Source organism: Colwellia sp. MB3u-41 (assembly GCF_014076845.1).
Lineage (GTDB): Bacteria > Pseudomonadota > Gammaproteobacteria > Enterobacterales > Alteromonadaceae > Colwellia_A.
Genome location: NZ_JACGUT010000084.1, coordinates 605,833 through 620,304, shown reverse-complemented (window position 1 = coordinate 620,304; position 14,472 = coordinate 605,833). Strand labels below are relative to the sequence as shown.

General features: G+C 37.4%; 14 protein-coding genes. 5 read left to right on the top strand and 9 right to left on the bottom strand.

The window, feature by feature from the left end:
• Positions 1-99: 99 nt before the first annotated feature.
• Entirely contained in the window at positions 100-381 is a 282-nt protein-coding gene (locus H4J73_RS19410; RefSeq protein WP_182176832.1) for a hypothetical protein, read from the bottom strand.
• A 217-nt stretch (positions 382-598) separates the two neighbouring features.
• Positions 599-1,762, bottom strand: a complete 1,164-nt coding sequence (locus tag H4J73_RS19405) for a transposase (protein WP_182176831.1) — start codon at positions 1,760-1,762, stop codon at positions 599-601.
• Positions 1,763-1,972: 210 nt separating this feature from the next.
• Here H4J73_RS19405 and H4J73_RS19400 point away from each other — a divergent pair, with 210 nt between their 5' ends.
• The 3 genes from H4J73_RS19400 (at position 1,973) to tnpA (ending at position 5,072) form a co-directional block, all read left to right on the top strand.
• Positions 1,973-2,512, top strand: a complete 540-nt coding sequence (locus H4J73_RS19400) for a hypothetical protein (protein ID WP_182176830.1) — start codon at positions 1,973-1,975, stop codon at positions 2,510-2,512.
• Positions 2,513-2,578: 66 nt separating this feature from the next.
• Entirely contained in the window at positions 2,579-4,627 is a 2,049-nt protein-coding gene (locus tag H4J73_RS19395) for a hypothetical protein (RefSeq protein ID WP_182223386.1), read from the top strand.
• Positions 4,628-4,754: 127 nt separating this feature from the next.
• The gene (gene tnpA, locus H4J73_RS19390) at positions 4,755-5,072 is read left to right on the top strand and encodes an IS200/IS605 family transposase (protein WP_259366624.1); all 318 of its coding nucleotides are present in this window, start codon (positions 4,755-4,757) and stop codon (positions 5,070-5,072) included.
• On the opposite strand, the gene H4J73_RS20700 is transcribed toward tnpA, so the two are convergent.
• The 4 genes from H4J73_RS20700 to H4J73_RS19375 form a co-directional block, all read right to left on the bottom strand.
• Positions 5,044-5,313, bottom strand: coding sequence for a hypothetical protein (locus tag H4J73_RS20700; protein WP_182250278.1), 270 nt, complete (start codon positions 5,311-5,313; stop codon positions 5,044-5,046). The genes tnpA and H4J73_RS20700 overlap by 29 nt on opposite strands.
• Before the next feature lie 65 nt (positions 5,314-5,378).
• Complete coding sequence (locus tag H4J73_RS19385) at positions 5,379-6,521, bottom strand: transposase (protein WP_259367955.1); 1,143 nt, start codon at positions 6,519-6,521, stop codon at positions 5,379-5,381.
• A 98-nt stretch (positions 6,522-6,619) separates the two neighbouring features.
• Positions 6,620-7,693, bottom strand: a complete 1,074-nt coding sequence (locus H4J73_RS19380; protein ID WP_182182101.1) for a hypothetical protein — start codon at positions 7,691-7,693, stop codon at positions 6,620-6,622.
• Between the two features lie 280 nt (positions 7,694-7,973).
• On the bottom strand, positions 7,974-8,678 hold the full coding sequence (locus H4J73_RS19375) for an outer membrane beta-barrel protein (RefSeq protein ID WP_182182100.1): 705 nt from the start codon (positions 8,676-8,678) through the stop codon (positions 7,974-7,976).
• 1,119 nt (positions 8,679-9,797) lie between these two features.
• On the opposite strand from H4J73_RS19375, the gene H4J73_RS19370 reads away from it, so the two are divergent.
• Together H4J73_RS19370 and H4J73_RS19365 are read left to right on the top strand one after the other, a co-directional pair.
• Positions 9,798-10,313, top strand: a complete 516-nt coding sequence (locus H4J73_RS19370; RefSeq protein ID WP_182182099.1) for a TIR domain-containing protein — start codon at positions 9,798-9,800, stop codon at positions 10,311-10,313.
• A gap of 72 nt (positions 10,314-10,385) precedes the next feature.
• Positions 10,386-10,676 carry a hypothetical protein gene (locus H4J73_RS19365; RefSeq protein ID WP_182182098.1) on the top strand — a complete coding sequence of 97 codons (291 nt, stop codon included), beginning with the start codon at positions 10,386-10,388 and terminating at the stop codon, positions 10,674-10,676.
• A 73-nt stretch (positions 10,677-10,749) separates the two neighbouring features.
• Here H4J73_RS19365 and sucD read toward each other — a convergent pair whose 3' ends face one another.
• From sucD to odhB, 3 genes are all read right to left on the bottom strand, one after another.
• Positions 10,750-11,622: a succinate--CoA ligase subunit alpha gene (gene sucD / locus H4J73_RS19360; RefSeq protein WP_182182097.1), complete on the bottom strand. Its 873-nt coding sequence runs from the start codon at positions 11,620-11,622 to the stop codon at positions 10,750-10,752.
• Positions 11,622-12,788 (bottom strand): ADP-forming succinate--CoA ligase subunit beta, encoded by a 1,167-nt coding sequence (sucC, locus tag H4J73_RS19355; protein ID WP_182173260.1) that lies wholly within the window; start codon positions 12,786-12,788, stop codon positions 11,622-11,624. The genes sucD and sucC overlap by 1 nt, the downstream gene beginning before the upstream one ends.
• A gap of 196 nt (positions 12,789-12,984) precedes the next feature.
• A complete protein-coding gene (odhB, locus tag H4J73_RS19350) occupies positions 12,985-14,460 on the bottom strand; it encodes a 2-oxoglutarate dehydrogenase complex dihydrolipoyllysine-residue succinyltransferase (RefSeq protein ID WP_182223385.1) in 1,476 nt (491 codons plus the stop codon).
• Between the last annotated feature and the right edge of the window lie 12 nt (positions 14,461-14,472).

Below are 14,472 nucleotides of genomic sequence, written 5' to 3'. Positions count from 1 at the left end.
AGTAGTGCTCATACGGGGAAACCAATGCTTTGTAAGGCATGGATTTGATCACAGCTACAACATTAATTCAATTTATAATGATCTTGCCGTGGGGGGGATCTAAATAGAATCTTTAAATTTTAGTTCAAAGATCATTTTTAATAGTTTTATTTTCTCATTCATTTGAAAAAACATAATAAATATAATGAATAAAAAATAAGGTACATAAAATATCTCCGTCCTGATAAGTGTAGGCAAAGGGAGGAATAAAAAAATAACTATTGTTATAATAAATAAGAAGAATGGCATATAACCTAGTTGATGATATTTTTTTTCGTATCCTTGTATTTTTTGAATATTTTTAATTTTATTAAGTGCAATTACTTCTTCTACCGGATCCATACTAGTGCCTAACCTATTATTATATTTAACTTATACCATAAACCTATTTAAAATGAAAAAGGAATTTAGTATGTATTTAATCTCTTGGGGGTTTAATTCCCTTGGAGGATGGTGCAAAAACCTTTTGGCTCACAAATTACTAAGTCAAATTTGGTCAGTAGCGCTAACTAACGGGCGAGCTTTACTTTGTTACCTTTTATCTGAAAAATTCGATATATCATCGCGATGATCGCGATTTTATTAGTTGCTCACCAGCAGGACAGATATATACATCTTGCGTAGCATCATAACGAAAGCGGCCTTTTGCAAACTTCTTTGAATCTTTTGGTTTACCTGGTTTCTTTCCTTCAGGACACAGTAGGCTGATATCGCGATCCAGTGTGTCATTAATAATGTTGTCAGTGCAATATCCTGCATCGAGTAAAAGTTGTTCCGTCTTCTGTGAGGTTAGACTCATTGCCCTATCAAGCATCTTCGGTATAACAATATTTTCATTACTTGGATCTACCGCGATGGCAACAACAACTCGCTGTTCATTGGCTAGCACAGATGGCTTGTAACTTGCCGCATATCCCCGTCCACGCTTTGCCTGTTGTACCATCGCTTCTGGCTCTGATGGACTAATTGATAACGTGTGCGATTTTCTCCCATTGGCTTCCCTGTTTTTCTTACGCTCATCAAATATTTTCACCGCTTTGGTTATTTGATCAACGCCATCTTGAAGATGGCTATTCTTTGGGTCTTTATCCAAGGCTTTCTGGGCTTCTTCTTCGGCAGCTTTCAATGCTTCTTCCCTACAGACTTTGTAATGTGAACAAGCGGCTTCAATCACAGTCCCGTCTCCAGCCAACGATGCTATGCCTGAGCCAGTCATTATTAATGTTGTTTGTACGATTGATTCAAAAAAAGACTCTGTCAATGATTCACTATGCATATTAATGAATCGGCCAATATTGGCGTGATCTGGTGCAATACCACCAGTGACCCACATGCAACCAAGATCAAGTCGTGCAAGCCTTTCCAGCCCTCTCAATGAGGAGACACCTTGCATGAACCCGTAAAGGATCAGGCCGAGCATATTGCGCGGTGCATAAGGAGGACGCCCTTGGTTTGAATAGCGCTGCTCGAACACTATCCAGCTTTGATTATCCAAAACCTGAGCTATCACTAGCGGTAGTTTTTGCTTCGCCAGTGTTAAATGCTCCTCAAGCAGTGTATTGCCTATGGTAATGTTTGTTGGATCTGGCGCGTTAAATCGACGTTTAATACCAGGGGTTGCTTCAGTAAGGATTGGTTTTTCACTTCTCGCCTGTGCCGCATGGTAGGCAAATAAATCTGATTGCCCACTTGTGTCGATAAAAATTTTCGAATTGGTTGTCATTACAATAGATAAAAGCGCTAATAAAACATGTCAATATTATACCAATAAAACCAAGTAAAATTAAACAATTCAAACTGTTATGTGTCTGACTGGCTTTCGCGACATCCTCCTTGCTGCGGGGATTTTTACCTTTACACGTTAACCAATTATTATAATACTACGATGATATTTACACAAATGTAAATATCTTGCAAAAAAAAAGGAAATTTAATGAAAATTTTTTTAGGAGTAATAGCCTCAATACTGTTTTTTACTTCGATACAAATAAACACAGAAAATAATAAAATCTCATTACAATTCAATACGGCAAATGCTGTTATTATTATGGAGAGGATTGAAGTGCCTTGTGATTATGCCTGTCAGCATCAATTTTCAGATGATTGGGTATCAATTGGTGTTTTATATGATGACGCCTACGGTGAAGGCGCATTTGCTGCTTCAGGTTTTAATATGTCAGCAATAAATTTAGAAAATATCCGCGCTCAGTTAGTAGCAAGGTGTTATATGCAGGCTGATGCTGCAATACCAGCCTGTGTAAGTGAGCTTCAGTATGCTTTGATAGCAACAGGTGCTGCATGTTCTGTTTTAACCAGTTCGATTATGCCAGCTTGGCCTCTAGGAACTGCAGTAGGAATTGCAGTTGGGGTATCATGTGGAGTAGGGGTCGCTATCGTGAATATTTCTGCGGAAAATATCTGTGCTAATGCGGTAGAATCTGTTAAAAAAGATTGCATGAAGATTGGATTATAATAATAAAAAATAATAATAGCAGGTAAATATACCTGCTATCTACTCATAAGTTATCTTGGCCATATTATGAAAAAAATTAAATATTTATTACTTTGTATATGTGTTCTAGGGGGAGGGGCTATATTTTTTAATTTTAGTGAATATAATACTCAAACAACTCAAAATGAAATAATTATAGATCAGAAAACATCAAAAAGTATTCCCCTTCAAAAATTAATAAAAGATATATCTTCTAATAACACTCTTAATAGTAAATCAATAAATGCTTTTTCGAATTTATGTGATGACTACTTAACTGAAATAAATGATCTGCAAGCTTGGAAGGTAAGTAAAAAAGCAGAAATCAATAGATTTATAAATAAACTTAAAAACGATGGTGTAGATAACACGTTATTAGATCACTTTTCGAAATTATCGGGCATTGGAATAATACAAGGAAGAAATTTTACTGCTCCAAATAAATATAGGATGAATTTGCCTTTTCTTGCTGATATTAACGCACAACTAATGAGTTCATCTGAGGCTAGTTTATTTCAAGCTTTATTAGTAAAAGAAAATTATAATGAGCTTTTCAATGCATTTTCTGAGGGGGCATTGCCATTAAATAACTATTCTTATATTTCTTTGAAAAATGTATCTCCAATTTCACACTTACTTTTAAAAAACAAACATGAAGGAGTTAAATTAGCGTTTAGACTTATAAATATCGGGATTAGACCTACATATATTGATTTAATCACCGCTACTGAATTAAACTTGTCAGTAAGTTTTATTGATGCTTTATACCGTGCTAGTAATCTTGATGTTGGTATCATTTTTCATGAACTTAGCCGATATAAAAGCTTAACAACTATTGCTGTACGCTCATCCTCGCCTGAATTAGTAGAATATTGGTTATCATTAAATAGCCCACATACACCAGACCCTTTTGATGGTTTTTACAGTAATGCTCTTGATTTAATTGCTAGTCCTGAAAATGATAAGCAAAAGGAAAAATATTTAGAAATATTCCTAATATTAATGAAATACTCAGTTAAGCCAAGTAACTCACTTATCGTAGATAGATTGACTCTCTGGTTACCTGATGATGTATCTAGAAAGTATTTGGACTTTTACTCAGATATTTCGGATAATTCTCTACCAATAAAATCGGAGCCTTTTATAAATTTCAAAATAATAGATTTATATAGAGCTATTTTACACGGTCACTTAAAACTCATTGGAAGTGATACAATATTAAATAAATGTTTTCTTAAAACGGGTAACAAAATGCTCCGTTTGGCTTTAAATGACTCTTCACCAGACAATAAAAATAATGATGGGAGTCGGCATTTAAAAAGCAATATAGACAAACTTAAATTAATTGAAAAGTATAGTTTGAAAAATCAGACTCTCGAAATGGTCAAGGAAACTTTAAAAGGTAAAAAAGATCTTACTAGTAAATTGGTGCTTCAAGATTTTGTAAACAAAGATCTAATTAAAAAGTTAGAAAAACAAAAACTTATCCATAAAAGTTATCCTAAAAGTAAAACAAAAGCTATCAATGAAGCCTTTGCTGCCGCGTCTAAGAATTGGGAGTCCACAGAAAAAATCATTTCAGATATTGAATTTTCTGATATCGAAAACGAAAATAATGAAACGAAGTTAGCAATAAAACTTAATTTTGCCATCACTACAGGTCAACCTTGGGAAACGATAAGGCAGCTACTTGAAAATGGAGCAAAGCTTGGGCCTAATATTATTTTTATATTAACTAGAAATAACAATGTAAGTTTAACCCGAAAGTTATATTCATATGGTTTAGATATACATCTTAAAGACGCCGCAGGAAATAATGCTATTTATCACGGAGTGATACATAAAGCTAAAGATATTATTGATTACCTACTTAGTCAAGGTGTCTCTGTAAATGTCAATAGCGGAGGCTTAGACTCATTAGATCAAGCTTTATTACTTGTAAAATCAGACTTTAGTGTATTAAATATTATTGATACTCTTTTAAGGAATGGAATAACAGTTGTGCAAAGCCACAAAGAAAAAGTTTTAAGTTTTAAAGAAAATGATCGCAATCTTTACGATCAAATTTTGAAACAGTTTCCTCAATTAGAGATCTAAACTATAGTCTTATATACCCGTCACCATTGAAAGTGCGGGTTTTAACTAGCGAAGCGTAAATCTCGGGGGCTTGCCCCCGTGCTGGATAGTGTATACTGGGGGAACCCCAGTTTATGCTATTCGGCTCATGGAACTTCAAAGAAATACACATCATGTATTTAGGCTAATGTACCACTTTGTGTGGATACCTAAGTATCGACATAAAGTTTTTGTTGAGCCTTATCGTTCAACGATGAAGGGGATAATTCAAAAATTTGGGTATGATTACGATATTGATATAGTTGAGTTGGAAATACCAAATGATCATATTCACATGGTTATTAGAGGAATACCAAAACAATCGCCAAGTGATGTGATGCAAATAGTTAAAACTCAAGTTTCGGAGTTCATTTCTAAGGTGAAAAATGAATTTTTTATCATTCTAACGCCTCTTGCCGTAAGGTAAAACTATCCATTTGCATGACTTGCGTAAAAAAATCAATAACCGTTTGTTCAATTTTGTTTAGCACGTCAAATTTTTCAATGCTTGTTAAATTTGCCATTTCACTTAATGCTCCTGCAATTAACGCTTTAAATAAGCCCCACAATTTACTGGCGAAATTCAAGCAACATAGGCTTTCTTCAAAATTATTTCTAACGTCGCTAAGCCTTGCTGCCCCTTCCTCTTGTTTAGCGAATAGTAGCAAGCAAAACCTTAATCCTGTTAAGTGTATTGAGGCGATGTAGGCACTGTAATGTCGGCTTTGCTCTCTTAAGAAACCGAGTTTTTGTTTGGCTTCCTTGAAGTAAACTTCAATCCCCAACGTAATGCATAAACTTCAAGTATTTTTTCATCTTCAAGCTGGTAGTCAGTTGTTAAAAATAACGCCCAGTCATGTTTACTTGCCTGTTGTTTAGCTTCATCTATTGAGCGTACAAACAACAATTTTACTTTAACCCATTGCGCTGGCTCTTTATCTGAGCTCGTTAAGTTCAACTCAACAACCACGGATTTACTTTGGTAAGGCACATTATTAAGTGTTTGCCAGTGACCTTTAACATGTTGTTTGTATAGCTCTTTAGCGCAGAGCAAGTGGTTAACACCTTTCTCCACTATACGATATTTCATTTTGTTTTTTTTCATTCTGACAACAGCAACAAGCGAATGCTCTATCGTCATTTTAAGAATATGTTTGGTGGCAAACCATGCATCCGCTAAAAAATAATCAGCGTTAATGCCTGCGCGGATAGCTCTGGCTATCATGTCACAAACCATTTCTGGTTTCGTTTGTTGCTTTGATTGTTGATAGCGTTTTGCCGCAATACTGCGACCATCATTAAATTTATAGTCTAACATTTGCTCCTTACTCTGGCTGATGAAAATTTCGTTATCAACAGGAACAAACTGCTCATCATTAGCGACACCTAACGTAACTATTTGTTGCCCCATAACGCAGCGGGCTGTTAAATGGTCAAAGTGGCTCGATATGCCTGGCATCTTTTTACCACGTCTCATCTTGACAGAGTCGTCAATAACAAAGGCACTAAGCTTACTCTTATCATTAGCCTTGAGTACTTTTTTAGCCATCAACAATTGCAACTTTCGCCAATCCGCATCTTCGCGGTTAATTAGATCATATAATGCATCTTTTTTTGCCGCAGAGAAGCTGAGCAACGCATCCTTTGAAAACATGGCAACCGAGTCCACTTTTAGCCAAACCCAAAGCATCAATAGAAAAACAACTTCACCGACAGGTGTACCTGAGCGCTTAGAAAATTTAGCTTGGAGCAACATGGAGTTAACGTTAAGGCGCTTCCATGTTGAACTAAATGTGTTATCAATATTAAGGTTTGCTTGGCTCAGTAAATCAGCGGTTAATGATGGTAAAGCTACTTTCTTTGTGGGAGAATTCATGTGATGTCTCTTGTTGTTTTTTACTTTGTCTAGATAACAAGTATTTTACCACAATGAGACATCAACCTATTTAAAATCATAAGTTTACTTTATTTTTATTACCTAGTTTTAACTCCGAAACTTGAGTTATAATAATTATTTCCTGAAGTACCAGAAACATATACTGTTAAAGTTTCAATATCATCAAGATTTAATTGTACAGAACTACTTCGATAAACGACATCATTAGCAGTGAAAGAAGGTATTTCTATCGTTGAAGAATTAGCAAATTTTGCAGATAAAACATATTGCTCAGTTAATTCATCATAAGTAGAGGTAGATTTCTCTCCATCTGAACCTGTTGCTGTAAGATCTGCCCCTAAAATAGTGTTAGCACTTTCATCAATAAGTGTTATGCGATACTCAACTTCAGCTAATGGCATTTTGTCTTCAACATATATAGTTAATGACTCTTGCTTATTGGCAGATGGGTAATATAAATCGTTATCCTGCAAATTGTTAGATTCAGGAATAAAGTCTACTTCGCCATCTCCGTTGAGATCTAAGTTAGCTCTTATCCCGGTATTGATGAATTTTGGTAACGTGATGTTATAAACACCGTTCACCGCATCATAAACTGAAACATGCTTATACTTGTTAGCTCTTGAACTGTTACCAGAATGAGAATATGCGATAAATTCTAAGGTTGGCAGCGGTAGACCTGTCGTATTGTTCATAACAGTAACTTGCACATCTGTAGCTTCTGACACTGTTAATGTTCCATAGTCTTTTGGCGTATTAACCCCGTTTGAATCACCGGTATTTATAAAGAATGTACGGGATAAAAAACGGTTATCACTGCTTGAAATTATAAGCGTAATGTCAGAGCTAGATGGAAGGTTTTCAATCTTAAATTCGCCCCCCGTAAAAACAAGGTTTTCCTGAATAACAACATCTGCCGCAATCACGGTAATATTGGCTGCAGAGACTTCGGTATTGTCAACAGCATTAACAATTAAGCCGGTTAATGCAACTGTTGAATTTTCGGAAGTTGTAGGATTAGTGCCACTAAGAATTTCATTTTGCGCCTGAATGGCTTGTGCTACATCTGAATTACTATCGTCTTCAACTTCTATACATGCTGTTAACAAGCATAAAGAAGTGGTTATCAATACGAGGTTTACATACTTCAATTTAATTTTCCTTTTAAAATTTAGAAGGGAAAGACACATTAACCTTCACGCCTTATTGAACTCCCTTCGATAAGGCGTGCAGGTTAACAAAAGATTAAATTACTGTTAATAGTAAAGTTACTTTTTTTGCACAATGATATAAAAAAGTAAACAATATCGTGATTTATCGGTTGCGTGTTATATAACACGTTCAATGTTTCCGTTATTAATGATTTGAAACTGACTTAACCATTAAGCAGCTATATTGCGCTTGATTTCATGGGCTAAAAAACACAGTATTTTAGAAACGATAGGTAGCATAAATACCAACAAAACGATCATAACTATTATCAAGTTTATAACCATTTTCTTGCGCATCGAAGTCTGAATATCCAGCATACATACCAATATCTGTATTCTTAGTAAGGGCATAATTAACACCCACACTGATTTCATTTGCGCCGCTTTGATTGAAGTCTTTTAAATCACGGTAAGTGTAATTAGCTGTTGCGGTCCAATTTTTTGCTATATTAGTTTGTAAGCCTACCGAATAACGATATTCATCTTTATTTTTGAGCTTTTCTTCATCCCACTTTACGTAGCCTACAGAGAAAACTAAGGCGAGGTTTTTATCAAAGACATACTTACCATTTAAATCAGCGCCATAAGCAACAGAATCACCGTTAATTGTTGACTCTTGATAACCTCTAACACCTAAGCCTACGGCTAACTCTAAACCTGTATCATTATCCTGACGAGCTAAAAAACGGTAATTAAGGCCGCCTAAGCCGACGGTTAGGTTATCGGTTAAACCATAAGCAGCATTTATATTTAATGCTACATGCCTCTGATCTTTTTCTTCGCCCCATGCTAATGCCCCACCAACAGAAATTGTGCCATCTGTTAATGTTAATGGTCGTAATACGGGATTTTCAGGATATTCCGTTTCTGCAAAAACAGTTGATGATGCTAAAAGTAACGCGATGCTAATAAGTGATTTGTTCATAATGTTAATTCCCAATTTTTGTGTTTGTAGTTTATAAGGGAATAGTAAAGTGTTGTTACGTTCGTTTCCTTATGGGTTTTGTTGATTAAATGTAGGCGTAACGTGAGAAATTGTAAGAAGGTATACAGCTAAAAAACAGCAATGCTTGGAGTTTGATTAACTGTTTGGCATCGCGGTGGCGATGGTACAGAAAGGGGAACGAACGCTCCCCTTTCCAATCCCAAAAGCACCCTGCTAAGCTAAAACTGAAATATTAATTTTAATTTTTGCCGTTTTCTATACCTAACGAATGCTCGTCCCTGCGCGGCGTTAGTTATAGCCATCCATTGCTTCGATAAATATTGCACTTATCTAAATTAAGTCTCCGTTGCTGTGAGGGAACTGGAGTTTGTTGGACTAGTCGTGATGACTAACGAAAAAAACAAAAATGAGTATATATTAACTACAGAAGAACCAAACACCAAATCTGCTCCATTAAACGCCGGAATGATGACCAATATTCACGTATCACTGGCATGGATGCCAGTGAAAGCGCTGTTGGCACAGGGAAGTGGCATCAGCGCTGGTACGTCGAGAATATTGAGGAGCATGGAGAAAACACGTTTAATGTTGCAGCGACGGGTGAGTCCAAAGCAGAAGGTTAGAGTGGAGGCAGTATGCTTTTCTTCTTGGGTGTCGTCACCACAGCGATAATGCATGAATAACGTACGCTAATTAATTTTACCCTGACACTATTTATTCAAGGTTCACCGTTTTACTGGACTAGATTCCGTACAAGAGACTTACGGAATGACGGTAGCTCCCCCCCACCCTACCAACGCGCACCAAGTCTGCTTGAATCAAGTTCCGAAATGAAAGGTAATATTCACGTATGTTCATCAGGGATGATGAACAAAGCGATGTCGGCACATGGATGTGCCATCAGCGCTGTTACGTCTAAGATATTACCTTGAATATAGGATAACACTTGATTAGCAGTGCCGAGGGAGTCCAGAGGGAGGTCGGCGTCAGCCTCCCTTTGGGTGTCGTCGCCACCGCGACAATGTACAGTATAATTAAACTAAATAAGTTGTTAACATTAAGAAAGTTGGATCATTAAAAGTTATAGGCGTAATATAAATGGAAAGCAAACCTAGAATTTTCATTGGGTCATCAAGCGATAGTATAGATATAGCTAATGCATGTAACGTAGCATTAGATTACTCCGCTGAAGTATCCGTTTGGCCAAACATATTTGACAAAGCTGGAACTGACACTTTGAGCTCTTTAATGACAAAAGCTGATAACGTTGATTATGCACTATTTGTTTTTTCTCCCGATGATGTGGTCACTATGAGAGGAAAAAACCAACCAACGGTGAGAGATAATGTTCTTTTTGAATTAGGCTTATTTATAGGTTCACTTGGTAAAGAACGTTGTTTCATTCTAAAACCACGTAATACCGAACTATATATTGCCAGTGACTTAGCTGGAATCAATACTCTTGGCTTTGATATAAATAGAAGTGATACAAATTTAGATTGTGCTGTGAATGCTGCTTGTATAAAAATAGCTACTCAAATGAAGCAGCAAGGAGCATTTACAAAAAGTTTTGCCACAGATAAAGTGTTGTCTCCTAAGGTTTCCAAAAGCTAATACTCAATAAATGACAAATCTCTCCGTTTGTTATCCGAGCTATTATCTACTCATACGACAACAGTAAATGGTATGTTTTTTTGGGATATAGAGCAAAAAGCACTTCCATTCACAGAAGCCCAGCTTCAAATAGCCTTGATAAAACTAACTCGAATAGGCTATATATCTAGAATGATCACCGAAGACTATAACGGTAATAGTGGATATGGCTTCACAATTACAAATGGTGGTATTGAGTATTTATTAGAAAACGAACAAAGACTAGATGAGATAATTAGGCTTGAAGAGGAACAGGCAAGGCAACAAACTCAGCAACCCCAACAACAGTTTGGCGGATTTAATCCGCAGATTAAAAATATATAGAATTCATATTATTAAACAAAAAACCCGCTAGCTAGCGGGTTTTTATTAAGAATTACAAGTTGTAAGCATTAGCCTACCAACCTGTTTTCTCTTTAAGTGCTACGCCGATATCAGCTAAAGAACGAACAGTTTTAACACCGGCCGCTTCTAATGCTGCAAATTTTTCATCAGCAGTACCTTTACCACCGGCGATAATCGCGCCAGCGTGACCCATACGCTTACCTTCTGGTGCAGTAACACCAGCAATGTAAGATACAACAGGTTTAGTAACGTGTGCTTTGATGTATTCAGCAGCTTCTTCTTCAGCAGTTCCGCCAATTTCACCAATCATTACGATTGCTTCAGTTTGTGGATCGTTTTGGAACATTTCCAATACGTCGATGAAGTTAGTACCTGGGATAGGGTCACCACCAATACCTACACAAGTAGATTGGCCAAAACCAGCATCAGTTGTTTGCTTAACGGCTTCGTACGTAAGCGTACCAGAACGTGAAACAATACCTACTTTACCTGGTAAATGGATATGACCAGGCATGATACCAATCTTAGTTTCGCCTGGAGTAATAACGCCAGGACAGTTAGGACCGATCATACGAACGCCAGATTGATCAAGCTTAGCTTTAACGTCAACCATATCTAAAGTTGGAATACCTTCAGTAATCGTAACGATAAGTGTAATGCCCGCATCAATAGCTTCTAAAATTGCATCTTTACAAAACGGAGCTGGAACGTAGATAACTGTTGCTGTTGCGCCAGTTGCTGCTACTGCTTCACGTACTGTATTAAATACTGGTAGGCCTAAATGCGTTTGACCGCCTTTACCTGGGCTTACGCCACCAACCATTTGTGTACCGTACTCAAGTGCTTGTTCTGAATGGAATGTACCTTGACCACCAGTGAAACCTTGACAGATTACTTTAGTATCTTTGTTAATTAAGATAGACATTATTTGCCCTCCGCAGCTGCTACAACTTTTGTCGCTGCATCAGTTAATGACTCAGCAGCAATGATATCTAAGCCAGAGTTTTTAAGAACTTCACGACCTAATTCAGCATTAGTACCTTCTAAACGTACTACAACTGGTACTTTAACGCCTACTTCTTTAACCGCGCCAATAATACCTTCAGCAATCATGTCACAACGTACGATGCCGCCAAAGATGTTAACTAAAACAGCTTTAACGTTGTCGTCAGAAAGAATGATTTTGAATGCTTCAGAAACACGTTCTTTCGTCGCTCCGCCGCCAACATCTAAGAAGTTAGCTGGCTTGCCGCCGTGTAGATTTACGATATCCATAGTACCCATTGCTAAGCCTGCACCGTTAACCATACAACCAACGTTACCGTCTAAGGCTACGTAGTTTAATTCAAAGCGTGCTGCATGAGCTTCACGTTCATCTTCTTGAGATGGATCGTGGAACGCGCGCATTTTAGGTTGACGGTATAAAGCATTACCATCGATACCAATTTTGCCATCTAAACAGTGAAGATTACCTTCATCAGTAATAACTAACGGGTTAATTTCTAATAAGGCGAAATCGAAATCTTCAAACATTTTTGCAAGACCTAAAAAGATCTTAACAAATTGCTTCATTTGCGTTGGGTTTAAACCTAACTTGAAGCCTAATTCACGTGCTTGGTAAGGTTGAGCGCCAACAAGTGGATCGATTTCAGCTTGATGAATTAACTCAGGAGTCTCTTCAGCAATTTTCTCAATATCAACACCGCCTTCAGTAGAGGCCATGAATACGACTTTACGACTTGCGCGGTCAACAACAGCACCAAGGTATAATTCGTTAGCAATATCTGTACAGCTTTCTACTAAAATTTTTGCTACTGGCTGACCGTTTGCGTCAGTTTGGTAAGTCACTAAGTTCTTACCTAACCAGTTTTGAGCGAAGTCTTTAATTTCTTGCTTAGATTTAACTAGCTTAACGCCGCCAGCTTTACCGCGACCGCCCGCGTGTACTTGAGTTTTAACAACCCACATAGTGCCGCCGATTTTATCAGCCGCTTCTGCCGCTTCCTGAGGTGTATCGCAAGCGAAACCTTCAGAAACTGGTAAACCATATTCAGCGAATAATTGTTTCGCTTGATACTCATGCAAATTCATGGTGTATTTCCATTTATCTGTGAATGATAATGACAGCTGTTCTTAATTATAAATATAAGTAAAAGTCTTAATCATATATATAAATAAAAAGTTGCTATCATCGAAAAAAGTCGATGGATTATAATATAAAAGCTCTAAGGAACAAAGCCCCTAGAGCTAATACTATAGTCTAAATCGAAAGGTTAATTATTCTCAATTAAATATCAAGAAGTAGACGAGTTGGATCTTCTAACAAGTCTTTAATTGCCACTAAGAAACCAACAGATTCTTTACCATCAATTAAACGATGGTCGTAAGAAAGTGCTAAGTACATCATAGGGAGTATTTCAACTTTTCCGTTAACAGCCATTGGTCTGTCTTGGATTTTATGCATTCCTAAAATAGCCGCTTGCGGTAAATTTAAGATTGGTGTTGAAAGTAATGAACCAAAAACACCACCGTTAGTAATCGTAAAATTACCACCTGTCATATCTTCAATTGAAAGCTTACCGTCACGACCTTTGATTGCTAAGCCACGGATACCATTCTCAATAGCGGCCATACCTAATTGGTCAGCATCACGTAAAACAGGTGTAACTAAGCCACGCGGTGTAGAAACAGCAATAGATATATCAAAAAAGTTATGATAAACAATATCATCACCATCGATTGAAGCATTTACCGCTGGGAAACGTTTCAATGCTTCAGTAACAGCTTTAACATAAAACGACATAAAACCTAAACGTGTATCATGTGTTTTCTCGAACAAATCTTTGTATTGTTTACGAAGATCCATGATTGGCTTCATGTTAACTTCGTTAAACGTCGTTAGCATTGCTGTTGAGTTTTTAGCTTCTAATAGACGCTTCGCAATCGTTTTACGTAAACGTGTCATTGGCACACGCTTTTGAGTACGTTCACCTAGATCTTGAACAACAGGAGCTGGAGCAGCAGCTTTTGCTACAGGTGCAGCAGCAGGTTTATTCATAGCCGCTTCAACATCTTCTTTAGAAATGCGTCCGCCTTTACCTGTACCTGAAACATCAGCAGCAGTTAAGCCTTTTTCCGTCATTAAACGACGTACTGAAGGACTCGCTAATTCGTCAGAGCTGATTGCTTCTTCTGCAGTTGCAGCAGGAGCGCTAGTTGTTGCCCCCGCATTTAGTTGACCAATAACTTGTGAACCTAATACCGTATCGCCTTCAACATGAATGATTTTACCAATCACGCCATTGTCTTGAGCAACAACTTCGAGTACCACTTTATCCGTTTCAATATCAACCAAGTTTTGGTCAACAGAAACCGTATCGCCTTCCGCAACATGCCAAGTTGCAACCGTTGCATCAGCAACAGATTCAGGTAAAACCGGTACAATAATGTCGATAACTTTTACTGCTGTTGCCGCTGGAGCTGAAGCTGCAGGCTTTGCAGGAGCTGAAATATCAGCTGATGCGTCGCCTTCAGTAAGGATAGCAATAACTTGCTCGCCTAATACTGTTGCGCCTTCAACTTGAGAAATTTCAGTGATTACGCCATCAACGACGGCTTGTACTTCAAGCACGACTTTGTCAGTTTCAATATCTACTAATACTTGGTCACGTGAAACTTTATCACCTACTTGTACATGCCAAGTAGCTACGGTTGCGTCAGCAACTGATTCAGGTAAAACGGGAACCTTAATTTCGGTGGTCATTTATTTTATTCC